Genomic DNA, 23,724 nt, shown 5'->3' with positions numbered 1-23,724 from the left:
CGAAGCCTGTTGAACGCTCAGCGGCTATACATTGCATTCCAGTCCTCAGCCGACACGCCGCCGCCCACTCGGGACGTAATCGATGCACCGGCGTTGTTACTCGTCGATGCATCGCGCGCCGCCACCTTCGCTTCGGCGGCCTGGACTTCATCAGGATAGTGCGTCGTATCGCCGTCACCGACGTGCCATCCCACGCTCTCCAGTTGCACGAGTTCTGCACGGACCTGCGCACGTGTCGTGTGTTCGGTCGACTGAGCGAACGACGCAACGGGAATCACAAGCGCGCTGGCAAAAAGGGCTCCACGGATAATCGATTTCATGGCAAACACCTCGATAAATGTTGAACCTGCCTGTAACAAACTCTATTGTCTGAAGTGGCGAATGAAGTCTGTGCTTCAACGGGGCGCGCAATGCATAAGTGAATATCTCGCTTCCATCAACCGGGATCAGATCGCGCCATCGATCTACATTGCGCTTCTGCGGTAGCATCACCATCACAACCTGGAGGCTCGACATGAATGCGAAACCGCTGACACTTGGTATCGATCACATCGGCTTGACCGTTCGCGATCTGAATCTCACTCGCGACTTTTTCATCAATTGTCTGGGATGGACGCAAGTTGGCGAGAAGCCGGACTATCCGGCTGCGTTCGTGTCCGACGGACAGGTGATGCTCACGCTGTGGGAAGTCCAGAATCAGGCGGGACGCGTCGAATTCGACCGCAAAACGAACGTCGGCCTGCACCACCTGGCGCTGCGCGTGGGCAGTGAAGCAGCGCTCGATGACGTGTTCTCGAAGGTGTCGAAATGGCCCGGCGTCGAAGTTCAATTTGCACCAGAAACCTTGGGTGCCGGCCCGAAGCGGCACACGATGATTTTCGAACCGGGCGGCATCCGGCTCGAGTTCGACTTCGATCCGCGAGTCGCGGCGGCCTGAGCGCGCGCTGCAACTGCAAGCAGACTCAGTGCGGCAGGCGGTCCGCGACTTTCGCCACACCCGCCGCCGCGCACACCTCGTCCTTGTCGCCGCCGGGTGCGCCGCCGATCCCAAGCGCGCCCACTATCTCTCCATTCACCTTGAACGCTACCGCACCCGGCAATGCCATGACGTTGTGCACGGTCGCGAGTTGCGGCGCGTATGGACTCGTCTTCATCAATTCGAAAAAGCCGCTCGACCGGTCGAAGCCGAATTCCGGCCCTAGTGTCACGACGGTAAACGCTTTACGCATACTCGATTCAGCGGTGTGTACCGTGCTCCTGTCTCCGCGCAGTACTACCTGGGGCGCGCCATCCATATCGAGCACCGTCGCGGTCACCCAGTAATGCTTCGTTTCGCACACGCGAATCGCTTCTTTCGCCGCGTCGAGCGCGACATCGAGCGGCAAGGTGTAGTGATAGCCGGACGGCTGCGGGTCTTGTGCCTGACTTGCCGGCGACACGAGCGACGCAATGCATAGCGATGCGGTCAGACTAAAACGTTTCATGGTTACACCGTGCGGGCCGCGATGGCGCGTGAACAGATCGATAAACGGCAGTAGTGCACACATAAAGTTTTGGCGCATGTCGACTGACAATATCTGCTTGTGGTTCAAGCGAACTATAGGAGTCGCGGTGGCTATTTGGCACGGCGTGTCGCTGAAGAACAGTTTTTCCTTGCTGGAATAAATGCTTCCAGAAATGGATCGGTTGGCGGCAACTATTCCCCATTAGCCATTTGCAACAGGTCCGGGGCTAGCCTATCTTGAATCACTGAGCGGGATTGGCTGCGTGGTTTGCGTCAAGGGCCAATCGGAGCATTAGCAGCCAATTCGAGCACGGATCGAGGGAGACGCGGCCATGACAACACCGCTGCATGGTCAGATGATGGACGTCCCGCTGACGGTTTCTTCGTTGCTGGCGCATGCGTCACGCTACTTCGGCACGACAGAGATCGTGTCGAAGCGCGTCGAGGGCGATGTGCATCGGTACACGTATCGCGACTGCGAGCGGCGCGCGAAGCAACTCGCGCAGTCGCTGATCGCGCTCGGCGTCGAAGCGGGCGACCGGATCGGCACCCTCGCATGGAACGGCTACCGGCACCTGGAAACGTACTACGGCACGACGGGCTTCGGCGCCGTCTGCCACACGATCAATCCGCGGCTTTTTCCCGAGCAGATCGCCTATATCATCAATCACGCCGACGACAGTCATGTGCTGTTCGACATCACGTTCGCGCCGCTCGTCGACATGCTTGCGCCGCAATGCCCGAACGTGCTCGGCTGGATTGCAATGACGGACGAGGCGCATATGTCGCGCATGTCGACGGCCGCGTCGTGCTACGAAGCGTTGCTCATGGCGAAGGACGGCGACTTCGACTGGCCGCTCATCGACGAGCGAAGCGCATCGAATCTCTGCTACACCTCGGGCACGACAGGCAATCCGAAAGGCGCGCTGTATTCGCATCGCTCCACGGTGCTGCATGCGTTCGGCGCATCGCTTCCCGATGCGATGGGCTTGTCCGCGCGCGATTCTGTGTTGCCGGTCGTGCCGATGTTCCATGTGAACGCGTGGGGCATTGCGCATGCCGCGCCGTTGACTGGGGCGAAGCTGGTGTTCCCCGGCAAGGACCTCGACGGCAAGTCGCTCTACGATCTGATGGAAGCAGAACGCGTCACGTGTTCGGCGGGCGTGCCGACCGTGTGGCTCGGACTGCTCAACTACGTGCGTGAAACGGGCGTGCGGTTCTCGTCGCTGGAGCGCACGATAATCGGCGGCTCGGCATGCCCGCCCGCCATGCTCAGAATGTTCAAGGACGACTACGGCGTCGAAGCCATCCACGGGTGGGGCATGACGGAAATGTCGCCGCTCGGTACCCTTGCAAGACTCAACTGGGAGCAGACGCAGCGCCCGCCCGACGAGCAGCGCAGGCTGCTCGAGAAGCAGGGACATGTGGTCTATGGCGTCGATATGAAGATCGTCGGCGACGACGGGCGCGAATTGCCGTGGGACGGCGCCACGTTCGGCGATCTGCATGTGCGCGGACCGTGGGTGATCGACCGCTACTTCCGCCACGATGCGTCGCCGCTCGTCGATGGCTGGTTTCCGACCGGCGACGTCGCCACGATCGACCGCGACGGCTTAATGCGCATTACCGATCGCAGCAAGGACCTGATCAAGTCCGGCTGCGAGTGGATCAGTTCGATCGACATCGAGAATGTGGCGGTCGCCCATCCCGCGGTGGCGGAAGCCGCGTGCATTGCCTGCGCGCATCCCTTGTGGGCGGAGCGGCCGCTGCTGGTGGTCGTCAAGCGCCCCGATATGGATGTGACCCAGCACGAGTTGCGTGCGTTCTACGAAGGCAAGGTCGCCAAGTGGTGGATTCCTGACGACATCGTTTTCGTCGGCGAATTGCCGCACACTGCAACCGGAAAGCTACACAAGCTGAAACTGCGCGAGCAGTTCCGCGACTACATATTGCCGACGGCACGCGAAGTTCAGAACTGTCCACTGACCAATCGGATGGCGGGCGGTTAGTACCCACCTGGAAGTCGCGGTAAATCGATGCACCGCTGCCCCAATCGCAAATTAATCTCCGCAACGAAGCATGGAAAACCGACGCCTTGAACCTGGAACCCTATGGCCTGCCATGCTGCGCCAGGCGGAGCACGCACTACGCTGCGGTGCGCTGCAACAGATCGAGACTTCGCAGACGGTGCTGGAAAGCGACGGCATCCGCTTTGTCGTGCGGCAGGTCTCGACCCTGATCCGCAAGGAGCAGCAGCGGCGGCAAACACCAAAGCTTCACGACAGGGATCACGCGCCGGCAGACCCATTCCTGCCCTACGAGCCGGACCTCTTTGTCGCGGATATCTCCGACACGCATCTGGCTTTGCTCAACAAGTTCAATGTCATCGACAATCATCTGCTGATTGTTACCCGTGACTTCGAATCGCAGAACGCACTCCTCAACCTGGCCGACTTCGAGTCGCTGATTGCCTGCATGGCCGAGTTCGACGGCCTCGGTTTTTACAATGCAGGCGCTGCTGCGGGGGCGAGCCAGGCGCATAAGCATCTGCAAATGGTGCCGTTGCCGCTCGGCGATTCTGAACCGCCGGTCCCCATCGAGTCCGTTCTGGCAACCGCGCTCCTTGATGATCTGGCGCGAACCGTACCGCGCCTGCCATTCCGGCACGCTTTCGCGAGCCTCGAACCCGGTGCCGCGATTTCCGTGGATGCGGCGCCGTCGCTCCTGTCCCGCTACCGCGCGCTGCTCGAAGCCGCAGGCATCGCGCCAGTCGAAGTCGGCGGTGAACTTCATCAATCCGCGCCCTACAACCTGCTCGTTACACGCCGTTGGATGTTGCTAGTACCGAGATCGGAAGAGCGTGTCGAGGGCGTATCGATCAACGCACTCGGGTTCGCCGGATCGCTCTTCGTGCGCGACGCGGCGCAGATGAGAGCGATCGAGCGGCTCGGGCCGATGGCCGCGCTTGCGCGAGTCGCGCTGCCTGTTGGTCCAATGCGTTAGCGCGTTTTCAGGCTTGAGGCACAAAAAATAGCCCCAGGCTGTCGCGGACACCGACTCAACCGCAATACGCCGATCGTCCTTAGTCCGCGTCAACGACGCTACATGCTTGTCAACGCTTTTGAATCACTCAAGCTTTTTTGGCTTCGTAGCTCTTGACGCTAGCGGCGACGATCTTTACTGGCCACCGTTCTGTTTCGAACGGCTAAGCCCGCTATTGACGTCGCTGTTCGCACCGCTTTTTGTACCCATATTTAACCCGTTGGTCTTCCCGCTATTGGAACGGGTGGTCGCAGAACCAGTCGAGCCGGAACCCGCACTGGTCCGCGCCCCCGCGTCGGTGCGCGCGTCCCCGGGCGAACCATAGTCCTGCTGATCCAAGGCTTGCGCGGAACCAGCGCCCGCGCCGGATGTTGAGCTCCGCGCAGCGCCATCGCCAGCTCGCGCGCTTGCCGCAGACGACAACGCGATAACAAGAGCCACAGCAACGAACGACCTGTTTCCATGTTTCATGACGTACCTCCAAGACGGTATTTCAGGCAGGCGGGCTGCCTTCCTATGCGTGAGGCGGCGCAAGCGGCGTGCCGCCTGCCGGCGATTCCTCACCAGCGCAGCGGAAATGACGGACACAGAGCCACGGCGTTGCTTCGCCCTGATCAGCGCACTCCGTAAGCACTTCAAAGTGCGTTGTGCGGAAGACTCTTATGAATCGCCGTCGCGGCAATGGCCGCTTCGCCTGAGGCGACGCTGATCTGATTGAGGGTATTGACGATGTCGCCGGCCGCATAGAGCCGTTCAATGCTAGTACGCTGATGTTTGTCGGTTCTCACCATTCCGTCCTCATCGCGCGCTACGTCGAGCCCCAATACGTCAGTCCGTGGATCGCAACCCATGACGGGATATACCGAGTCGAAACGGTGAACAGCCCCGCTCTGGCCGATGATCTGCACCGCCTGGCCAGCGCCCCGAATTGCGTCGAGTCTCGATAGCGCGATCAAACTGACGCCGCAAGCGGCAGCCGAAGCGACTTCCGCATCCGATAGCGCGTCGAGGTCGGACGCGACCACGGACACGTCGCGTGAAAATGTCCGCATAAAGATGGCATGTGACAGCGCACACTTCGCAGGCCCTAACATCGCTATAACCTTGCCTTCAGTCTCGTAACCGTCGCATATCGGACAGAGACGAAACAGGCCGGAGCGTGTCAGTTCATCGACGTTCGGCACCGACGGCAGTCCGTCACGTATGCCTGCGGCGAGCAACACACGTCTGGCGTGCACCGAGCGCGCGGTTTGTGCGTCGCCGCCTCCGATTGGACGATAGTCGATCCGGAAACCATCGCTGAGAGCTTCGATGGCCTCCACGCGGGCAGGTTCGGGCGTCACGTCGTACGGCGCGAGTTGCTCGCGCAGGTTGGCCAGCCAGGCCTCACCGTTGATGCCCGATGGAAAGCCCGGCACGTTGCGCGCAACAGGGATAAGCCGCGCGCGACTTTCGCCGGCGTCAAAGACTCTCGTCGTCCGGCGATAGCGCGCAAGATAGAGTGCCGCAGTCAAGCCGGCCGGCCCTCCGCCTACGATCACACAGTCGACCGAACCGTCCATGGGAAAGCTTCCATTTCGAGCACAAGGAAAGGCCGCTCGGTGCGCAATCTGTGCGGGCGAGCAAAAAGCTCGCGGCACGGCCTGCCTCCCTATCAGCCGGCTTCGCCCACCTCTTTCGGGTCGGGCAGTTTTTCGCCGCTATTCGGCTTCGGCGGCTCCGGTTCATTCTTCAGCGACTCTTTCTGCTGCTCGCTCAACCGGCGGTCCGCGGCGGTCGGATCGGACTCGGTTTGACGAGGTGGCGTTGGGCGTGCGGATTCGGTAGTCATATAAACTCCATTTCGATAGGTAGACTGATGCCAACAGACGCGTGGTGCTGCGTACACAAGCATGCGGCGTGCCGCGGCCGCTTTGAAGGGCTCGAGTGCGGACGCTTCCTCGGTCAGCTTCTTCAGCCGGTTCGCGGGTTGACGCTCAACAGAATGCTTTCGATAAAAGCTCTATAACTTCAAAAGGAGACAAGCATGACCATCCTCTCTTCAGACGAACTGGACGAGTACGCGGCAACGTTCGAGCGCGATGGCATGGTTGTGTTGAAACGCCATTTTCCTCAGGCGACGCTAAGAGCCTGGCGCGAGGCATTCGAGCCGCTGCTACGCGAGCGCGTCGCCTCGGGGACAACTGCTGTGCGCGGCGACAATCGGCACTACATCACCCTGCCGTTCGCGGGTGTGTTCGCCGACGAAAGTATTTTTTGCGACCCGGCCATTCTCGGTATCGTCGAGCGGGTCGCCGGCGACGACCCGGTGATGTGCCAGCTTGCCACCGACACGCCGCTGAATGGCTCGACGTATCAGGACATCCACCGCGACACGCCGCCGTTGTTCGATGACCAGCCGGAAATGCCCTCTTTTCAGTTGGCGGTCAATTTTCCGCTGTGCGACGTCTCCCTCGAGAACGGTCCCTTTGAAACCACGCTAGGCACTCATCGCATGCGTCCAGACGAAGCCATGAAGGCGTGGCGCGAGAACCGGGTCGGTCTGCAGGCCGTCCAGATGGAACTCGGCGATGTCATGGTGCGGGACGTTCGCGCACTGCATCGAGGTACGCCGAATAGAACGGATCAGCCGCGCCCAATGGTGGTGATCGGCTACAGCAGGAGATGGTATTTTCGACCGGAGGTTCATATCGACGTGCCGGCCGACGTGGACGAACGCCTGAGCCTGCGGGCGAAGCGGTTATTACGCTATATGCCGCGCGTGGATCGACTGGACATTGCCCGCGCGCCGGAGGCGTATCAGAAGTTCGCGTATTGAGGCAGTCCACTGCAGCGGTCAAATTGCCGCGACAAGTGCAGACCTGTTTGTGCGTCCACACCTATTATGGACAGGCAAAAAGTGCGCACTTAACGTTCCCCTGAGGCTGCGGCTGTCCGCGTTTCAAGATTGGCGCCACGCGGGGGATTGCCAACCTTGAATGCAATGTTATAACATTGCTACCGCTGCGTAACGTCGCCCTGTCGTCGATGGCGCATCGTGGCCTGACATCAGGCACGTCCACCCCTGAACCACAACAAGACAATGAACCGATCGCCGCTATCGCAGGCCGGTATGCTGCTGCTCGCCTGTACACTTTGCTCCCGCGCAGTCGCTGCCGGTAGCGACGCCGCACTTGCCGGCACGGTGGCCGACGCCCAGGGCCACACGCCCGACCATGCCCAGATATCGCTTCAGGACGCCAGCGGCAAAAGCGTCGCACGGACGACGGCTGACGCCAGCGGGCACTTCCAGCTCGACCACATCGCGCCCGGAACCTACGCCGTCAAGGGGGAGGCCCCAGGCTACGGCACCGTCACCCGCGTCGCGACGGTGACGCCGGGACAGGTGCCCGAGCCGCTCGCCGTCGTGCTCCAGAAAGACACCACGCTCGACGTCACCGTCAATGTGCAGCGCCTTGACCGCGCCCGCAACGGTCTGCTGCCCGAGGTCGGTGCAAGCGTCTACCGCATCACGCAGGCCGACATCGACTCGTCGCCACAAGGCGCGAACACGCCGCTCAATCAGATTCTGCTGCAGGCGCCCGGCGTCGCCAACGATTCATACGGTCAGCTTCACGTGCGCGGCGACCACGCGAACCTGCAGTACCGACTCAACGGCATCATCATTCCCGAACCGATCAGCGGTTTCGGGCAGTCGCTCGACACGCGGATCATCGATCAGGTGAATCTCGTGACGGGCGCGCTGCCGGCCCAGTACGGCTATCGCACGGCGGGCATCGTCGACATCCGCACCAAGTCCGGCGACGCCGGCAACGGCGGCACGATCGACGTATACGGCGGCAGTCACCAGACGATCCAGACGAGCGCCGACGTGTTCGGCTCGAGCGGCCCGTTCAGCTATTACTTCGCCGGTTCGCTCGGCCAGAACAATCTCGGCATCGAGGCGCCCACTTCGGACGGCAGCCCCCTGCACGATCACACGCGCCAAGGCAACGGTTTCGGTTACATGTCGTACCTGCTCAACCCGCTCACGCGCGTGACCGTGATGTTCGGCACTGCAAGCAACCAGTTCCAGATTCCGAATACGCCGGGGCTCGCCCCCGTCTACACGCTGAACAGCCAGTCCACGTTCGACTCGGCGAACCTCAACGAGACCCAGTCGGAGCTGAACAATTTCGCGGTAGTCGCGCTGCAGGGCACCAACGGTGGCGCGCTCGACTATCAGGTGGCGCTCTTCACGCGCTACACACGCACCAAGTTCAATCCGGACCCGGTGGGCGACCTCATTTTCAACGGCGTCGCTTCCGAGGACTTCCACAGCAACCAGGCGAATGGCGTCCAGACCGATTTCACCTGGCGGCTCAATGATCACCACACGCTGCGTGCCGGTCTCCTGTTCCAGCAGGAACATGCCGTGTTCGACAACACCGTGGCCGTGTTTCCCGTCGACGCGAACGGAAATCAGACCTCCGACCAGCCGCTCACGATTCAGGATGCGAACAGCAAGTCAGGCTACCTGTACAGCCTCTATGCGCAGGACGAGTGGAAAATCACGCCGAAGCTGACACTCAACTATGGTCTGCGTTACGACCGCATGGACGAGTATGTGCAGGCCGGACAGCTAAGCCCGCGCGTCGGACTCGTGTACCAGCCGACCAACGCGACGACGCTGCACGCCGGATACGCGCGCTACTTCACGCCGCCCGCGTTCGAACTCGTGTCCGATTCGACGATCAGCAAGTTCAACGGTACGACCAATCAGAGCCCGACCTCGCAGAACGACCCGGTGAAGCCCGAACGCGCCGATTACTTTGACATCGGCGTCACCCAGCGCCTCACGTCTGCACTGACCGTAGGACTCGACGCGTATTACAAGCGCGCCAGCGATCTGCTCGACGAGGGGCAATTCGGCACCGCGCTCATCTTCACGCCGTTCAACTACCAGCACGGGCGCGTCTACGGCGTGGAGTTCACGTCGAGCTACCACCAGGACAATGTGACTGCGTATCTGAATGTCGCGTACAGCCGGGCACAGGGAAAGAACATCGAATCGGCGCAATTCAACTTCGGCGCCGACGAACTGGCCTACATCGCAAACCACCTGGTCTACCTCGATCACGATCAGCGCATTACCGCGTCGTTCGGTGGCAGCTACGCCCTGGGCCAGACGACTTTCACGACAAATGCGATCGTCGGTAGCGGCCTTCGCAGCGGCTTTGCGAACACCGGGCGTCTGCCATGGTATGCGCAGGTCAACCTCGGCGTGATCCAGCATTTCAGCGAGCCGCTGATCGGCAGGTTCGATGCGCGGCTCGTGCTGGTCAATGCCTTCGGCCGTGTCTACGAACTGCGTGACGGATCCGGCATCGGCGTAGGCGCGCCACAGTATGGCCCGCAGCGAGCGATCTACGCCGGCCTTACCAAGCACTTCTGATTATTCCGGCACGAAGGAGCCAGTCATGAACGAATGGAAAGGTGTCGCCGAGGCGTTGAGGCTCGGCGGCTGGGTCGTCTACCCGCTCAGCCTGCTGGCGATCGTCGCGCTCGCGATCGCGTTCGACCGGGCTTACGTCTGCTGGCGCTACGCGCGTATGCCGCGCAATGGCGCCGCGCACTCACTGCCGGGCGAGCATGTCTTACGGCGTGTGGACGTCCTGTTCGACGACGACAGCACGCCTGTCTGGCGTATCGAAGGGCAGATCGAAAAAGCCGCTTCGCAGATCGAGCGCGACATGAGCCGCGGTCTGTGGCTGCTCGAAACGATCGTCACCGCCGCGCCGCTGCTCGGATTGCTCGGCACGATCGTCGGCATGATGCATTCGTTCCGGCTGATCGGCGGGGATGGCGTCGTCAGTCCCTCGGGCGTGTCGGGTGGCGTCGCGCAGGCATTGGTCGCTACTGCCATCGGTCTCGTGATCGCACTGGTTGCGCTTTTTGCGTTCAACTATTTTTCGCGACGCGTGGACCGGCTCATGGAGGAGATCGAGACGTTCGCGAACGAGCGCCTTGGCGACCTGCGCCTCGCGCGCGAACGTGCGGGAGCGGTCTCATGAAGCTGCGGCGCGCACGCATATCGCGACGTGGCCGCATCGAAATCATCCCGATGATCGACGTGATGTTCTTTCTGCTGGCTACGTTCATGCTCACGACACTGGCTATGCAGCGGCTCGATGCGGTCCATGTCGACCTGCCGCGGGGACAGGCGCAGCCGGTGCAGGTTGAGCAGTCCCTCACCCTCTCTGTGAATCGCGCCAACCAGATATTTGTGAACCAGCGGCCCGTTCGGCTCGATGAAGTTCGCGCGGCGGTCACGAACCTGCTCCGAAAGGACGGCAATCTTGTCGTGGCGGCCGACGACGGCGCTTCGCATGGCGTGGTTGTGCAAGCCATACTCGAAGCGCGCAAGGCCGGCGCCGAACACTTTCTCGTTGCCGTGTATCGTGAGTAGAGAATCGCTGCTGTACGGCAACCGCAATGGGCGTCGCGTGATCGTTGCCGCAACGCTGGCAGCGATGGTCTGGTGGTTCTTCCTTTCCCACGTGCGCTGGCTCATTGGCTCCGGGCAACCCGCAGCGCCCCCGCAGGCGATCGAACTGCAGGTCGTGGAGCTGCCGTCCGCGCCACGCACAAGCGAAACGCCCCAGGGCAACGTCCGGCGTGATGCCGTCACCGCGTCCCATGCCGCGCCCCTTGCGCAACGACGGCTGCAGTTGGCGCGTAGCAGCGCCGTGCACCAGGCCCCTCGCGTGCTGCCGCTGCCACATCCCGCCCCCGACGCGCAGCAAGGCGCCACGGCCGCTCGGCAAGATGCGCCCATCACGCCAGGGTCGAAAGCGGCGCCAGCCCCAAGCGACGACATCGCGCAGCACGGCGCGCCATCTTCAGCCGCAGGCTCACCCGCGACCGTCAGCCAGCAGGCCCGGCTGCTCTCGCAACCGCTTCCGGAAGTCCCCGACGATCTTCGGGATCAGGCCTTTCAAGCGGTTGCCGTTGCACGCTTCGCTGTCCATGCAGACGGTACGTTCGATGTCGAACTGGTCAAGCCCACGCAGAACCCGCGGCTGAATCAGATCCTGCTTGCCACGCTTGGGCAGTGGCGTTTCTTCCCGGCAATCGAGAATGGACGGCCCGTCGAAAGTCATCAGGACGTTCGCGTGCACTTTAACGTGAATTGATACGCGAAACGCCGAGCCCGCGGAAGCGGTCAACTCAGCTCCGCTAGTACTACGTCCGTGATCTCGGTGTTTATGAGAATCCGGATGAGCGAATGGCCGACTATGGCAACAGATTTTTCTCCGAAATGCGCATCTACAAAGTCACGCCAATGTTCGATCGCTGTCTGCGAATGGCGCGCTGGACGCGGCATACGGAAGAATGTTCAAGAGCCTGGCACGCGCCTAACAACCGCCCCGTCGAGTTGGCGTTCTCGTAGCCGGTGCCGCCGGATCGTGCGTCGAGAATTCCTCCAGCATCCAGTCGCGCAGCTTGCGCAGCGCCGCGCTTTTGTCGAGGCGCTCCGGCGTGTAGCAGAGGAAGTGGCCCTGGTTGTCGACATCAACTGGTGCATTGACGGGCTGCACGAGCGTACCCGCATCGAGTGCTGCGCCAATCAGGAACGCTGGTACGAGCGCAAGGCCGAGTCCAGATTGCGCAGCCTGGATCAGCACTGCGTACTGCTCGAAGCGCGGTCCAGAGAACGCGTTCATGTGCGTGATCTCATGTCTTTCAGACCATACAAGCCAGACGCTTTCTGCCTGCTCGTGCACAAGCCTTGGCGCGGCCGCGAGGTCAGGCGGTGTGCGCAACGTATGCTTCGCTGCGAATTCGGGCGAACAGACAGGCACAAAAGTGCGCCCCGCCAGATAATCGCAGTTCACCCCATCCCAGCGGCCGTCGCCATAACGGATCGCTGCATCGAGTCCGAGTGGGAACGGATCGCCGTGCGCGAGATGGCGCCGGAAGCTCAGTGTGATGTTAGGCGCTGCCGTGAGGAACGACGTTAACCTCGGCACTAGCCACTTGGTAGTGAAGGTCGGCACGCTGGCGATGGTCAGCAGGTCGCTGTCCTCGCGCACACTCAGCAATTCAAGCGAGGCGTTGCCGATCTCGCGCAGCGGGCCTGTGACGCGCGCGTGATAGACCTGTCCGGCACGCGTCAGGGACAGGTTGCGCCCCTCTCTCACGAACAGCTTCATTCCGAACAGCACCTCCAGATTCGCGATCTGCCGGCTCACCGCGCTCGGCGTCAGGCACAGCTCGCGCGCCGCATACGAAAAATTCAGATGCTTGGCCGAGCTGGTGAACGCATGCAGTTCAGCGATGTTCGGATACAGATGTTTCATGGCGTGATGTTCCAGATTCGCAAAGCACGATGCGGACTTTGTACTTTTTTTTCATGACGATGCCATGTCGGCAACGCACAATGACACCCGTTATCGCAATTCCAAGTCATTGATTAGACGGGGTTTTGCGCTGTCTCCTCTGCTCACCACCGGATTCGCTGATGTCATCCTATGCTGCCGCGGCCAGCGCCGCTGGCGTTCCTGTTCGTCGTGGCGACCGTTCGCCATCGCCGGGCCGCATGCTTGTACGTGCCGTGGTGGTGCTGTTCGCGCTCTACCTGCTGCTTCCGATCGCGCTGCTGGTGATCGGCTCGATGGGTCAAAGCTGGACCAACACGCTGCTGCCAACCGGCCTGACCGGTCATTGGTACGCCGAACTGGCGGCCGACCGTAGCTTTCGCCGCGCGTTCGCGACAAGTCTCACGGTGGCACTCGCATGCTGCGCGCTGAATGCAGTGCTTGGTGTGCCGCTCGCCTATGCGCTGAACCACCGGGCAAGAGCCGGGCGCGGGCTCGTCGCCCGGCTCGTAATGCTGATGCCGATCGCCGTGCCGGCGCTCACACTCGGATTCGGCTATATCGCCGTATTCGGCGGCGACACGCTGCCTTGGCTCGGCACGCTGTGGCTGATGATCGCCGCGCATGCGGTGCTGACGCTGCCCTACCTGCTGCAGACGCTACTCGCCGACTTGCGCCATCTCGATCTAGCCACGCTCGAGGCCTGCGCGGCCACGCTCGGCGCCGCGCCCTCGCGCCAGTTCCTGACCGTGGTACTGCCGAACCTACGTCACAGCCTGTTCGCCGGCCTGGTGATGGTGGCGGCACTGTCTATCGGCGAATTCCAGATTTCGAATCTGATCGCGGGCTTTCGCTATCGCAACTATCCGGTGCTGCTGCTACAGGCGTTCTATGGCGCATCGGGCTTTGCATGCGCGGCAACCGTCGTGCTGCTCGTGCTCGCCGTGGCGGCCACACTCGCCTCAATCACCACCGTGCAACGACTGAAGTAATGCCATGAGCCTCGAATTCGATACCGTCAGCTACACCTACCCGGGCGCTTCGCACGGCATCTCCGACATCTCGCTGAAGGCTGCGCCGGGCGAGCTGCTCGCCGTAATCGGCCAGAGCGGTTCGGGCAAGTCGACGCTGTTGCGGCTAACGGCGGGCCTGCTGACGGGCTATGCCGGTCGTATCGTGATTGGCGAACAGGACGTGGCTGAGCAGCCGGTCTGGAAGCGCGGCGTCGGCATGGTGTTCCAGCAATACGCGCTATTTCCGCACCTAAGCGTGACCGACAACGTCGCCTACGGTCTGAGGATGCGTGGCATCGGCTTGGCCGAGAGGCGCCGCCAGGCGTTGGCAATGCTCGAGCGCGTCGGCCTGACGAGTCACGCCGGGCGACTTCCGACGCAACTGTCGGGTGGCCAGCAGCAGCGTGTCGCGCTGGCGCGGGCGCTCGTGATCGAGCCGCGCGTGCTGCTGCTCGACGAGCCGCTGGCGGCGCTCGACGCTGGTATTCGTCATCAACTGCGCGACGAGATCCGCACATTGCAACGCGCCTGTGGCGCGACCACTCTGCTTGTCACACACGATCAGGACGAAGCGCTCAGCATGGCCGATCGCGTCGCGATCGTTGACGGCGGCCGCCTGCTGCAGGTCGGTACGCCGCGCGAACTCTACGAACAGCCGGTCTCGGCACGTGTCGCGCGCTTCATCGGCCATTCGACGATCCTGCCCGGGCGCGTGGTCGCGACTGATCGCATCGATGTCGGCTTCACGACGCTGTGCGCCCCGTCCGGCTCGCTGCGCGAGGGCGACGCCGTCGAGCTGTTGCTGCGCCCCGAACACGTGCAAGCTGATCCCGAGCAGGGGTGTGCAAACCGCATCCACGGTGCGTGTGGCGAGGTCCGTTATTTCGGCTCGACACATCGCTACGACTTCATCCCGCACGGCGCCACCACGCCCCTTCTTGGTGAGGGGCGCGAGGTGGCCGTGCACAGCATCGCGATTGATCCGTGCCATCTGCGCGTTTTGCCGGCCACGGTGCGCGAATGAACGCTCATCGACACCGCACCATCGGCTGGATCGTAGCTGGACCTGTTCGCATGACTGATCAACACACACTCGCCCGCCTCGGCGGACACCCACACGCATTACGGAGAACTACGATGTTTGCAGGTCCCACCCTGATTCAACGCATACGCGCGACTGCGCTCGCGTTCGGCACGCTCGTCGCCTGCGCGGCCCATGCCGCGCTACCGGCGCCGCTTTATCCCGGCGAGGACGCGCTCTATGAGAAGGCTGCCGACGAAGGTATGCTGGCCTCGTTTGACACGGGTCCCGAGTGGGCCAACTGGAAAGCTCTGTTCGCCGAATTCCGCAAGCGCTATCCGAAGGTCGAGATCACCTACAACGACATCGGTTCGGCCGCCACCGTGGTCACGCTCGACAAGTCGCGCCGCCGCCCGCAGGCCGACACGGCCTATTACTTCGCCGCCTCGGCTCTCGACGCGACGGCCAGGGACGTGGTCGCGCCGTTCAAGCCGCTCAACTTCGACAAACTGCCGCCGGTGTTCCGCGATCCCGGCGCCCGCTGGTTCACGGTGCATTCGCTGAACGTTGCCTTCCTCGTCAACCGTAAGCTGGTGAAGGACGTGCCGAAGCGCTGGTCCGATCTGCTGAAGCCCGAATACAAGAACGCAGTAGTCTATCTTGACCCGCGCTCAACCGGCCAGGGGCAGGTGGACGTGTTCGCCGCCGCCTACGCGATGGGCGGCAGCGTCGACGATCCGAAGCCGGGCGCGGATTTCTTCGGCAAGCTGAAGACGGCCGGCAATGTCCTGCGCGTGGAGGGCACCACGCCCTATGCGAAGTTCGTGAAGGGGGAGATCCCGGTCCTGATCGGCTATGAGAACGACGGCCTGAAGGCCAAGTACACGGACGGTATGGGCGACGCGGCCGAGGTGGTGATTCCGCAAGATGGCAGCGCGTCGGCGCCGTATGCGATGAGCCTGGTCAAGAATGCGCCCAATCCGTCGGCAGCCCAACTCTGGCTCAACTTTGTGATGAGCGATGCAGGGCAAGCGCTGTTCGCGCAGGGTTATGTGCGGCCTGCCGTGCCCGGCTTGACGCTGGCGCCGGAGATCGCAGCCAAGATGCCGAACGCGCCGCAGGTGCACCCGCTCGACGTGGCCAAGGCCGCCGCGAAGAAGGCGCAGGTCGACCAGCTGTGGTCGCAGGCTACGCTCGGGCAGTGAATCCAGTGATCACCGGTAACGATCAGGGACGCCCGCGATGACACGGAGCTCGACTCTCGCCACCCGCGACGCGGGGCTGCTGCGCCGCTTTGGCGCGTTGCCGGCCGGCTTGCTGTTCGCAATCGCATTCGCGCTGCCGCTCGCGGCTCTGGTCGGCGCCGCTTTCGACGGCGGCGGCCGCGCGTTTGCCTCCGTGTTCGGTGATCCGCTGGTGGCCGATGCGATCGGCCGCTCGCTGGGCCTGGCGGCCGCCACCGGCACGCTGTCGACGGCGATCGGCATGGTTCTGGCAATCGCGCTGGCCGGGCAGTCGCCGGCGAGGCGGCGACTCTCGCTCGCCGCGCTTGGCGTGCCGCTCGCCTTCTCGGGCCTGGTGATCGCCTACGGCTTCATCCTGAGCTTCGGCCGCGCCGGCTTCGTGACGATGCTGCTCGCCAAGCTCGGCGCGAATCCGGCGCAGATAGGAGGCCTGATCTATACCAGCGCGGGCCTGGCGATCGCCTACGCGTACTACCTGATCCCGCGCGTCGCGCTGATGCTCTATCCGGCCTTCGCCAACTTCGACCGGCGGCCGCTCGATGCGGCGCTCACGCTCGGTGCGCGGCCGTGGCGCGCCTGGCTCGACGTGGCCTGGCGCGAGCTGTGGCCGTCGGTGGCTGCGGCCTGGTGCCTCGTCGCAGCGATCGCGCTCGGCACCTACGGTACCGCCGTCGCTCTGGCCGGCACGCAGATCAACATTCTGCCGCTTTTGCTGTATCTGAAGCTGTCCGATGGGCAAACCGATTTCTCGCAGGCAGCCGTACTGTCGATCGTACTGACAGCGCTTTGCACCTGCGTTCTTGCAATGGGGGAATGGATTGTCAGACCAAGGCAACACTGAACATGAGCGGCTCGTCGCGGTTGCCCTCGCCGATCTCGCGGAACGTCAGCGCTGCGCGAATCGGCACCTGATGCCGGTTGGCGTGATCGGCCCAAGAGCGGCCACTGAGGAACAACTGCGGATAGCTGAATCGATCGCGCACGCGCTCGCAAAAGCGCGCATCGCGATCGTCGGCGGCGGTAAGGGTGGCGTAATGGAAGCGGCCGCTCGCGGAGCTTTCCGCGCTGACGGCATAGCGATTGGCCTACTGCCCGAGGACGACGCTGAAGGCGCAAACCCGTACCTGAGCGTCGCACTGCCGACCGGGCTCGGCATAACACGCAATGCGTTGATCGCGCGTTCATCGCTGTGCCTCGTTGCGGTGGGCGGCGGGCTAGGCACACTGTCCGAGATCGCGCTCGGGTTGCAATGGGGCAAGCCGGTATTCGCGGTGTGCGACGCGCCGCAGGTGGCGGGCGTCGAGACGTTCGATTCGGCAGACGACCTGCTCCTCCGCGCGGCGCGCTGGCTGACCACGCTCGCCTGAACGGGGAAGGCGAAGCCGCGACATTTTTCGTTTTCTCAACACAAAATAGGATTACTAATGATAAAAAAGACCATCGTCGCCTCGTGCATGCTGGGCGGTGTCTGCGTGGGCGCCCATGCACAAAGCAGCGTGACGCTGTACGGTGTTGCCGACAACGGCCTCGCATGGCAGAACAGCGCGACTTCGTTGGGCTCAACTTCGGGCGGCCATTCTCTCGTCAAGATGACTGCGGGCGTGTGGGCTGGCAGCCGGTTCGGTCTTAAAGGCAGCGAGGATCTCGGGAGCGGTACCAAGGCTATCTTTACGCTGGAAGCGGGGTTCAACAGCACGAATGGCACTTCGCAGTTCACGGGGGGGATGTTCACTCGGCAATCGTGGGTTGGCGTGACCAACGACCGTTACGGCACACTGACTGCTGGACGCCAGTACACGGCCTACTACAACATGCTGGCGCCTTGGAGCCCGACCACCTGGCTGACCGGGTATTTCGGTGCGCACCCGGGCGATATCGATTCGCTTGACAACATATACCGCGCCAATAACTCGCTCGTCTACCAGTCGCCGACACTGGGCGGCTTCACGTTCAGCGCGTCATACGCGTTCGGCGGCGTGCCGGGCAGCGTTGACGCGGGCTCGACCTGGAGCGCAGGATTGCGATACCAAAACGGCCCATTCGGGATCGGTGCCGCGGCTCAGCGGGTGAACAACTCGACGCCGGGCGGTGGCGCTTGGGGCGCGTCGTCGACCACCTCAAACGGTGGCGCGCAAACGGCCGTCTCGGCGATCAACTACGGCTACCAGACCGCGCAGGCGCAGCAGCGCGTCGCGGTGACGGGTGGCTATCGCTTCTCGGCCGCCTGGGACGTGTCGGCGTCGTACTCGAACGTCCAGTACATCCCCGGCATCGGTTCGACGTTTCGCGATACTGCGATTTTCAACACGGCGGGCGCGGTACTGCATTTCAAGCCCGCCAGCGCGTGGGATTTCGCTGCCGGCTACAGCTACACGCGCGCTACCAAAGCGAACGGGATCACGAGCGCCGCGCAGTATCAACAGTTCACGTTGTCGCAGTACTACGCTCTGTCGAAGCGTACCGGCGTATATGCGGTCCAGTCCTATCAGCGCGCGAATGGTGACACCTTGTGGAGTAACGGCAAGGTGATAGTCGCGAAACCATCGCTGGGCGATGGATTCAGTAGCACTCCGGCGTCGTCGCGCAGCCAGATTGCGGTCGGTGCGGGTCTTGTGCACCGCTTCTGATGCTGTGTGTTGTGTGTATCGTCAGATGCACGTGACGTAGCGGTTTCATGTTTTGTGGACGCAAACCCGGACGCGCAGTTGAGCGTCTGGGTCTGAAGACGCGACAGAATTCGCGGTCACGTGTCGGGTAGCGGCAAGAGACCTCGTTCCTTAACAAAGCAGCCAAAGGCAGATGAGCTGCCGCTGAGTTAAAGTCCGTGAACGAGTTTTCCATCGATCAACGCCACGGGCAGTTTGTGCTTCGGCATCTTTGCCAGGTTGCCGATGCACGTCTCGTACGGCAGGTCCGACATGCGCAACCACGTTTCGAGCTTGACGACGAACGGACTGATATCGGGCGAGTCTGCGCTGCCTCCATAGCCGAATTTGTATACGATCATCTGTGGCTCCTCTCTACTTCGAACTACGCTAGACGGCCCCAGCCCGATTTTCAAGTCGCAATAGCCGTATCGAACTAAAGCTAAGTCCCCGAGGAGAACCTGAATGGCGGCTTCATGCCCTGAGTTAGTCCGTCAAGTGGTGTTGGCCGCAAAGAGCCAGTCTTGCATGGTCGGAGGCGCGGGAAAGCCGCGCTTCCGACCATGACGTAGCGCGGCAAGCCGAGTTTGCGTCAAGGGGTTTCTTCGGCCATCCATGTCGTCACGGCGAACGTCAAGTAATCGGCGACGCCATCGGCAAACCCTGTTTACGGTTTCCTCCCCACTGACGATTTCTGCGGTACGGGCGACGCGACAATTCCATCGTCACCCACGCAATAGATGACAGGAGAGGTCGAAGAAGTGCTGTTCCTTTAGTCCGATCAATCGCGCTACTCGACAGCCAGCCCTAGTGGCACTAAGCGTGGGCAGGGCACGCCCCTTTGGATGTTTTTAGGGTTCGCCACGCGCGCAGCGCGATGGTCTGGTTGTGATTAACGCTTGGCGTCACGCGAAGTACCGAACATCTCATTCCGGTTGGTTTAGTCTCACCAACTTCACGCCTCATGGAGGCAGCACCATGGACATCTCACAGGCTTTTTCCGCGTTGAACGGTAGGTTCGTCGATACAGTCAATTCTCACGATACGATCGGTTGGGTGGCTCTGTTTGCCGAAGACGCCATTCTCGTCCCGGCGGGCCAGGAAGCCGTGACCGGCCGAAAGGGGATCGAAGAATGGGCCGAAGTGGCAACGACCGTCTGGAACCATTTGGAAATCCAGCAAGGGCTTTGCAGATCTGATGGAAATGTGGCTTGGGAATCCGGAACCTGGACTGGGAATATCAATGTGCCGGATGAGCGGACCATGGACATCGGCGGAAACTTCCTACTCATTGCCCAGCAGGAAGGCTCCACGCTGCGCATCAAAGCGCACTCGTGGAGCGTGAGTCCCACGACGCCTCGGCCAACTGCAGCTTGAGCGGCGAGGCCTCGCTCGGCGAGTGCGCTACTGCTTCCTTGGCTCCCCGGCCCGGTGCGGAAGCTGGGCTTGGGCGCCGGCCGACACGCAACATCGAAAACATACCAATGAAGTTTTCCATAATCGTGACTCGCAGGGTCCGCACGACGTTCACCGGAGAAGCCTCCCCGTTGTGGCAAGAGCTTCGAGCTTGCGTTTGAGTTCATCGTTCCCCGAGCGCAAGGCGGCGTTGTGGCGTTGTGCAAACCTATCCAGAAGGCCGACGATCCGACCGACATGATCGGCGTAAGAAGGTCCGTTGTCCAGGGCAGAGCCGACATTCGAGCGTCCGCGCAAAAGCTTGGGCCAACGGCCGCTCCCGGCCGAGGTTGTGTAAAAACTCAGATGATCATCTAGACTGAATCAACCTGCTGGATCGAGAGGCGCAGATGGGGCGATTTGTCGAAGGTGCGGAACGCAATCAGACGACACTCCTGCCGGAATGTCTCGATGACTTTATCGCTGAAGATAATCCTGTGCGGATTGTCGACGCATTCGTCGAAGAACTCGAACTGGCATCCCTCGGATTCGAAGGCACTACGCCGGCAAGCACCGGGCGACCTTCTTACCACCCAGCCGTACTGCTCAAGATCTATATCTACGGCTATCTCAATCGCGTGCAGTCTAGCCGACGCCTGGAGCGGGAGTGCCAGCGCAATGTCGAATTGATGTGGCTGACCGGCCGGCTTGCGCCGGACTTCAAGACGATTGCCGAGTTCAGGCGGAGCAATGGCGAAGGCATTCGCAACGTGTGCCGTCGCTTCGTGATGATATGCCGTGACCTGAAGCTGTTCACACAAGCGGTCGTAGCCATCGACGGTAGCAAGTTCAAGGCGGTCAACAGCCGCGACAACAACTTCACGCCCAACAAGATTGCACGGCGTCAGGAGCAGATCGAGCAAAGCATCCAGCGTTATCTGGACGCGCTGGAGACCGCCGATCGCACTCAGCCGGCCGAGGTAGAAGCGAAGACTGAACGCCTACGGGAGAAGATCGAGACGCTGCGTGAACAGATGCGCGATCTGAAACGCGCAGCGGAACTCCTGAACGATCTGCCGGAAAAGCAGATCTCACTGACCGACCCGGACTCACGCTCGATGATCTCCCAAGCCAAGGGTACGGGCGTGGTTGGCTATAACGTTCAGGTCGCCGTCGACGCCCGGCACCACCTCATCGTTACCCACGAAGTTACGAACGTCGGCAACGACCGGACGCAGTTGAGTCCGATGGCCAAAGCGGCGCGCGACGCGATGGGGAAGAAGAAAATCAAGGCGCTGGCAGACCGTGGATATTTCAGCGCACCAGAGATCAAGGCGTGCGACGACGCGGGTATCGCGGCACTGGTACCTAAGACGCAAACATCTGGTGCAAAGGCCGACGGCCGCTTCGATCGGGCTGACTTCATTTATATCGCCAAAGACGACCAGTATCTATGTCCGGCGGGCCAGCGTGCGATTTACCGGTACACCTCGTTTGAAAGGGCGAATCTGCTGAAATTGCGGACCTACTGGAGCAGTGCCTGCCCACACTGTCCACTCAGAAAGCAGTGCACGCCGGCGCCGTATCGGCGCATTCGCCGATGGGAACACGAAGCGGTACTCGACAGAATGCAACGCAGACTGGATCGTCAGCTTGATGCGATGACAATACGGCGACGGACGGTCGAGCACGTGTTTGGCACGCTGAAGCACTGGATGGGCTCAACCCACTTCCAGATGCGCAGGCTTGGGAACGTCTCGACCGAAATGAGCTTGCATGTGCTGGCGTACAACCTCAAACGCGTGATGAAGATCCTCGGATTTGCGAAGACACTGCGAGCGATGAAGCTGGCAGGCGCGTAATCTCACGCCTGCCCATGCTCGCCGGCGCATCTCAATCTGGTCAGCCTTCAGAAATCGTCGACTGCGAAGACGCGGCGGCCTCACAGTTGTCCTACCCGCCTGTCGGCCCATACGTTTTTACACAACCTCGGCCGCACTGAGCCGGACGGCGGACATCGCAGGGACACCCCATCTCGATCTTTCGGTCGGCGCTGCGATCATTGTCGAAACGAGTTGGCTCGATGGCTCGATGGCTCGATGCAAAGAATCGCACTTGGACGTTTGATCGGACGGCTATTTGGCCGACGCATGCATGGATGCATGCGCGGAATGTCGCTGCCTCGGGGACGGCGAGCGAGGGACCGAATCTTGCTCGCGATGTCCCTGTCCTGCTGATGGAAGGGAGCGCGTCATGATCAAGCTACTTGGCATCCTGGCTTTAGCGTTCGGTATTGCGGGTTGCGTCGCCGCCCAGCCGCCCTACTACGGCTACGGCGACCCGCCCGGCTATTATGCGCCGCGCCCCAGTTTCGGCATCGGGATCGGGGCGGGCAGTTTCGGTGGGAGTGGTTTCGGAAGCGTCGGCGTCGGGCTCGGGTTTTAGATGGAGCGCTACTGCCGTCAATCATGCGTCGTCTCTGGCCAGCAGTCCGACATGAAGCACGCCACTGTCCCGGGGAGAGCCTCATGCGCGACGTAGCGGGAGCGTCAGTTCGTTGCGCCCATAGATATCGGCCATGAAACCGATTCTCTCGCCGGCATCACTTCGCATTCGTCCCGTTTTTGCGCCGCGTTGGTCCCACACGGCCCCACAAGAGCCGTTCAGAGCAGTGAAAGATCAACGACTCAAATGCGTCGTGAGACGCCATGACCTCGACATGAGCGCCGAAATGGACAAGCGCGACTTCCGGCTCCCCGCGATCGGCAATCTCAGCGGACGAGTGAAGCGCAATGGCGTCCCGGACGACGTCGATTTTTTCGTCTCAGGATAGTCGTGGGCATGCAGAAACCTGCTCGCAGCGCCGGCGCCATCGACTTCGAAGCGCTTATCCGCAGCATGATTCTCCGACAGACCCAGGTCGTCACCCGTTTCTCGATGATCTGACGGTTGACGCGGAGCTGGTCAGTTCAGTGTTGCGCAGTCCCGTAATCAGGCGCGACGACATCCGCCTCGCCGTCGATACCTTCTATGTTTCATAGACGCCCACGTATCTTCATACCGTCGGCTCGCAGCTTTTGCTGTCGGTCGCAAGATTGGACAGCGCCAAATCACGAACAGCGTGACTATTCTGGAGGTGAATTCGGATCGCCCAGACATCTTTCGGCTTCAGCGGCGGCTTCTGACCGACCAACATATCCTTGCTCCAAGGCTCACGGCTTTGAATGCTTCCCATGACCGACTCCCGTTGAGTTGATGGGAGTTTGATTGTCGTCCGGCGTCTTGATCGCCGCTTCGCACCGTCAGGGTCCTTGCTATTCGGTCAGTGCCAACGTTCGTTGATCGCTGGCGGGACGACTGTTCAACTTTCGACACCCGCCGTTAATACCATAGTCATCTCGATCGGCGGTTCATGCTGATCGTGATGAATCCACGTCCGCTCATGGTCTGGCTCCGGCCTGGCTGTGATGCCGCAACATGCGCCACAACGGTCAGCACGG

25 protein-coding genes are annotated in these 23,724 nt (G+C 61.8%); 18 read left to right on the top strand and 7 right to left on the bottom strand.

Annotated elements, in window-relative coordinates; genetic code table 11:
* Window positions 1-17: 17 nt before the first annotated feature.
* Complete coding sequence (locus B0G71_RS36765; protein ID WP_116148145.1) at window positions 18-320, bottom strand: DUF4148 domain-containing protein; 303 nt, start codon at window positions 318-320, stop codon at window positions 18-20.
* A 194-nt stretch (window positions 321-514) separates the two neighbouring features.
* On the opposite strand from B0G71_RS36765, the gene B0G71_RS36760 reads away from it, so the two are divergent.
* The gene (locus tag B0G71_RS36760) at window positions 515-937 is read left to right on the top strand and encodes a VOC family protein (protein WP_116148144.1); all 423 of its coding nucleotides are present in this window, start codon (window positions 515-517) and stop codon (window positions 935-937) included.
* A 25-nt stretch (window positions 938-962) separates the two neighbouring features.
* On the opposite strand, the gene B0G71_RS36755 is transcribed toward B0G71_RS36760, so the two are convergent.
* Window positions 963-1,484 carry a heme-binding protein gene (locus tag B0G71_RS36755; protein WP_116149211.1) on the bottom strand — a complete coding sequence of 174 codons (522 nt, stop codon included), beginning with the start codon at window positions 1,482-1,484 and terminating at the stop codon, window positions 963-965.
* Between the two features lie 352 nt (window positions 1,485-1,836).
* Here B0G71_RS36755 and B0G71_RS36750 point away from each other — a divergent pair, with 352 nt between their 5' ends.
* Window positions 1,837-3,513, top strand: a complete 1,677-nt coding sequence (locus B0G71_RS36750) for a 3-(methylthio)propionyl-CoA ligase (RefSeq protein WP_116148142.1) — start codon at window positions 1,837-1,839, stop codon at window positions 3,511-3,513.
* Window positions 3,514-3,583: 70 nt separating this feature from the next.
* Entirely contained in the window at window positions 3,584-4,507 is a 924-nt protein-coding gene (locus tag B0G71_RS36745; RefSeq protein ID WP_116148140.1) for a phosphorylase, read from the top strand.
* 674 nt (window positions 4,508-5,181) lie between these two features.
* Here the strand turns inward: B0G71_RS36745 and B0G71_RS36740 are convergent.
* A complete protein-coding gene (locus B0G71_RS36740) occupies window positions 5,182-6,108 on the bottom strand; it encodes an NAD(P)/FAD-dependent oxidoreductase (protein WP_116148138.1) in 927 nt (308 codons plus the stop codon).
* A gap of 92 nt (window positions 6,109-6,200) precedes the next feature.
* On the bottom strand, window positions 6,201-6,377 hold the full coding sequence (locus tag B0G71_RS41610; protein WP_181916891.1) for a hypothetical protein: 177 nt from the start codon (window positions 6,375-6,377) through the stop codon (window positions 6,201-6,203).
* 195 nt (window positions 6,378-6,572) lie between these two features.
* Between B0G71_RS41610 and B0G71_RS36735 the strand changes: the two genes are divergently transcribed.
* From B0G71_RS36735 to B0G71_RS36715, 5 genes are all read left to right on the top strand, one after another.
* Window positions 6,573-7,364, top strand: coding sequence for a phytanoyl-CoA dioxygenase family protein (locus B0G71_RS36735; RefSeq protein WP_116148136.1), 792 nt, complete (start codon window positions 6,573-6,575; stop codon window positions 7,362-7,364).
* Between the two features lie 264 nt (window positions 7,365-7,628).
* Window positions 7,629-9,980 carry a TonB-dependent receptor gene (locus B0G71_RS36730; RefSeq protein WP_181916890.1) on the top strand — a complete coding sequence of 784 codons (2,352 nt, stop codon included), beginning with the start codon at window positions 7,629-7,631 and terminating at the stop codon, window positions 9,978-9,980.
* Window positions 9,981-10,005: 25 nt separating this feature from the next.
* A complete protein-coding gene (locus B0G71_RS36725) occupies window positions 10,006-10,599 on the top strand; it encodes a MotA/TolQ/ExbB proton channel family protein (protein WP_116148134.1) in 594 nt (197 codons plus the stop codon).
* Window positions 10,596-10,994, top strand: a complete 399-nt coding sequence (locus tag B0G71_RS36720; protein ID WP_116148133.1) for a biopolymer transporter ExbD — start codon at window positions 10,596-10,598, stop codon at window positions 10,992-10,994. Before B0G71_RS36725 ends, B0G71_RS36720 begins: the two co-directional genes overlap by 4 nt.
* Window positions 10,995-11,031: 37 nt before the next feature.
* Window positions 11,032-11,721: a TonB family protein gene (locus B0G71_RS36715; protein ID WP_258875738.1), complete on the top strand. Its 690-nt coding sequence runs from the start codon at window positions 11,032-11,034 to the stop codon at window positions 11,719-11,721.
* A gap of 222 nt (window positions 11,722-11,943) precedes the next feature.
* Here B0G71_RS36715 and B0G71_RS36710 read toward each other — a convergent pair whose 3' ends face one another.
* Window positions 11,944-12,888, bottom strand: a complete 945-nt coding sequence (locus B0G71_RS36710; RefSeq protein ID WP_116148131.1) for a LysR substrate-binding domain-containing protein — start codon at window positions 12,886-12,888, stop codon at window positions 11,944-11,946.
* A 161-nt stretch (window positions 12,889-13,049) separates the two neighbouring features.
* Between B0G71_RS36710 and B0G71_RS36705 the strand changes: the two genes are divergently transcribed.
* The 6 genes from B0G71_RS36705 to B0G71_RS36680 all read left to right on the top strand — a co-directional run bounded on the left by B0G71_RS36705 (window position 13,050) and on the right by B0G71_RS36680 (window position 18,811).
* Window positions 13,050-13,898 carry an ABC transporter permease gene (locus B0G71_RS36705; RefSeq protein WP_116148129.1) on the top strand — a complete coding sequence of 283 codons (849 nt, stop codon included), beginning with the start codon at window positions 13,050-13,052 and terminating at the stop codon, window positions 13,896-13,898.
* A gap of 4 nt (window positions 13,899-13,902) precedes the next feature.
* Window positions 13,903-14,943 (top strand): ABC transporter ATP-binding protein, encoded by a 1,041-nt coding sequence (locus B0G71_RS36700; RefSeq protein ID WP_116148127.1) that lies wholly within the window; start codon window positions 13,903-13,905, stop codon window positions 14,941-14,943.
* 113 nt (window positions 14,944-15,056) lie between these two features.
* Window positions 15,057-16,145 carry an extracellular solute-binding protein gene (locus B0G71_RS36695; RefSeq protein WP_116148125.1) on the top strand — a complete coding sequence of 363 codons (1,089 nt, stop codon included), beginning with the start codon at window positions 15,057-15,059 and terminating at the stop codon, window positions 16,143-16,145.
* A gap of 37 nt (window positions 16,146-16,182) precedes the next feature.
* Window positions 16,183-17,025, top strand: a complete 843-nt coding sequence (locus tag B0G71_RS36690) for an ABC transporter permease (RefSeq protein WP_116148123.1) — start codon at window positions 16,183-16,185, stop codon at window positions 17,023-17,025.
* 70 nt (window positions 17,026-17,095) lie between these two features.
* Complete coding sequence (locus B0G71_RS36685; protein WP_116149204.1) at window positions 17,096-17,551, top strand: TIGR00725 family protein; 456 nt, start codon at window positions 17,096-17,098, stop codon at window positions 17,549-17,551.
* 57 nt (window positions 17,552-17,608) lie between these two features.
* Entirely contained in the window at window positions 17,609-18,811 is a 1,203-nt protein-coding gene (locus B0G71_RS36680) for a porin (protein WP_116148121.1), read from the top strand.
* Window positions 18,812-18,999: 188 nt separating this feature from the next.
* Here B0G71_RS36680 and B0G71_RS36675 read toward each other — a convergent pair whose 3' ends face one another.
* On the bottom strand, window positions 19,000-19,191 hold the full coding sequence (locus B0G71_RS36675) for a hypothetical protein (protein WP_116148119.1): 192 nt from the start codon (window positions 19,189-19,191) through the stop codon (window positions 19,000-19,002).
* Window positions 19,192-19,807: 616 nt separating this feature from the next.
* On the opposite strand from B0G71_RS36675, the gene B0G71_RS36670 reads away from it, so the two are divergent.
* The 4 genes from B0G71_RS36670 (at window position 19,808) to B0G71_RS42585 (ending at window position 23,057) form a co-directional block, all read left to right on the top strand.
* A complete protein-coding gene (locus B0G71_RS36670; protein WP_116148117.1) occupies window positions 19,808-20,206 on the top strand; it encodes a DUF4440 domain-containing protein in 399 nt (132 codons plus the stop codon).
* A gap of 428 nt (window positions 20,207-20,634) precedes the next feature.
* Entirely contained in the window at window positions 20,635-22,086 is a 1,452-nt protein-coding gene (locus B0G71_RS36665; RefSeq protein WP_116148115.1) for an IS1182 family transposase, read from the top strand.
* A gap of 391 nt (window positions 22,087-22,477) precedes the next feature.
* Entirely contained in the window at window positions 22,478-22,669 is a 192-nt protein-coding gene (locus tag B0G71_RS36660) for a hypothetical protein (RefSeq protein ID WP_116148114.1), read from the top strand.
* A gap of 133 nt (window positions 22,670-22,802) precedes the next feature.
* Complete coding sequence (locus tag B0G71_RS42585) at window positions 22,803-23,057, top strand: hypothetical protein (protein WP_181916889.1); 255 nt, start codon at window positions 22,803-22,805, stop codon at window positions 23,055-23,057.
* Window positions 23,058-23,279: 222 nt separating this feature from the next.
* Here the strand turns inward: B0G71_RS42585 and B0G71_RS36650 are convergent, their stop codons facing one another.
* Window positions 23,280-23,459, bottom strand: coding sequence for a hypothetical protein (locus tag B0G71_RS36650; RefSeq protein WP_258875737.1), 180 nt, complete (start codon window positions 23,457-23,459; stop codon window positions 23,280-23,282).
* Between the last annotated feature and the right edge of the window lie 265 nt (window positions 23,460-23,724).

It is taken from the genome of Paraburkholderia sp. BL27I4N3, from assembly GCF_003386115.1.
Taxonomy (GTDB): Bacteria; Pseudomonadota; Gammaproteobacteria; order Burkholderiales; family Burkholderiaceae; genus Paraburkholderia.
This window is presented reverse-complemented; position numbering and strand designations above follow the sequence as displayed.

Coding starts and splice junctions, on each gene's coding strand:
- B0G71_RS36765 (WP_116148145.1), bottom strand. CDS start 320: ATGAAATCGATTATCCGTGGAGCCCTTTTTGCCAGCGCGCTTGTGATT.
- B0G71_RS36760 (WP_116148144.1), top strand. CDS start 515: ATGAATGCGAAACCGCTGACACTTGGTATCGATCACATCGGCTTGACC.
- B0G71_RS36755 (WP_116149211.1), bottom strand. CDS start 1,484: ATGAAACGTTTTAGTCTGACCGCATCGCTATGCATTGCGTCGCTCGTG.
- B0G71_RS36750 (WP_116148142.1), top strand. CDS start 1,837: ATGACAACACCGCTGCATGGTCAGATGATGGACGTCCCGCTGACGGTT.
- B0G71_RS36745 (WP_116148140.1), top strand. CDS start 3,584: ATGGAAAACCGACGCCTTGAACCTGGAACCCTATGGCCTGCCATGCTG.
- B0G71_RS36740 (WP_116148138.1), bottom strand. CDS start 6,108: ATGGACGGTTCGGTCGACTGTGTGATCGTAGGCGGAGGGCCGGCCGGC.
- B0G71_RS41610 (WP_181916891.1), bottom strand. CDS start 6,377: ATGACTACCGAATCCGCACGCCCAACGCCACCTCGTCAAACCGAGTCC.
- B0G71_RS36735 (WP_116148136.1), top strand. CDS start 6,573: ATGACCATCCTCTCTTCAGACGAACTGGACGAGTACGCGGCAACGTTC.
- B0G71_RS36730 (WP_181916890.1), top strand. CDS start 7,629: ATGAACCGATCGCCGCTATCGCAGGCCGGTATGCTGCTGCTCGCCTGT.
- B0G71_RS36725 (WP_116148134.1), top strand. CDS start 10,006: ATGAACGAATGGAAAGGTGTCGCCGAGGCGTTGAGGCTCGGCGGCTGG.
- B0G71_RS36720 (WP_116148133.1), top strand. CDS start 10,596: ATGAAGCTGCGGCGCGCACGCATATCGCGACGTGGCCGCATCGAAATC.
- B0G71_RS36710 (WP_116148131.1), bottom strand. CDS start 12,888: ATGAAACATCTGTATCCGAACATCGCTGAACTGCATGCGTTCACCAGC.
- B0G71_RS36705 (WP_116148129.1), top strand. CDS start 13,050: ATGTCATCCTATGCTGCCGCGGCCAGCGCCGCTGGCGTTCCTGTTCGT.
- B0G71_RS36700 (WP_116148127.1), top strand. CDS start 13,903: ATGAGCCTCGAATTCGATACCGTCAGCTACACCTACCCGGGCGCTTCG.
- B0G71_RS36695 (WP_116148125.1), top strand. CDS start 15,057: ATGTTTGCAGGTCCCACCCTGATTCAACGCATACGCGCGACTGCGCTC.
- B0G71_RS36690 (WP_116148123.1), top strand. CDS start 16,183: ATGACACGGAGCTCGACTCTCGCCACCCGCGACGCGGGGCTGCTGCGC.
- B0G71_RS36685 (WP_116149204.1), top strand. CDS start 17,096: ATGCCGGTTGGCGTGATCGGCCCAAGAGCGGCCACTGAGGAACAACTG.
- B0G71_RS36680 (WP_116148121.1), top strand. CDS start 17,609: ATGATAAAAAAGACCATCGTCGCCTCGTGCATGCTGGGCGGTGTCTGC.
- B0G71_RS36675 (WP_116148119.1), bottom strand. CDS start 19,191: ATGATCGTATACAAATTCGGCTATGGAGGCAGCGCAGACTCGCCCGAT.
- B0G71_RS36670 (WP_116148117.1), top strand. CDS start 19,808: ATGGACATCTCACAGGCTTTTTCCGCGTTGAACGGTAGGTTCGTCGAT.
- B0G71_RS36665 (WP_116148115.1), top strand. CDS start 20,635: ATGGGGCGATTTGTCGAAGGTGCGGAACGCAATCAGACGACACTCCTG.
- B0G71_RS36660 (WP_116148114.1), top strand. CDS start 22,478: ATGATCAAGCTACTTGGCATCCTGGCTTTAGCGTTCGGTATTGCGGGT.
- B0G71_RS42585 (WP_181916889.1), top strand. CDS start 22,803: ATGAAACCGATTCTCTCGCCGGCATCACTTCGCATTCGTCCCGTTTTT.
- B0G71_RS36650 (WP_258875737.1), bottom strand. CDS start 23,459: ATGGGAAGCATTCAAAGCCGTGAGCCTTGGAGCAAGGATATGTTGGTC.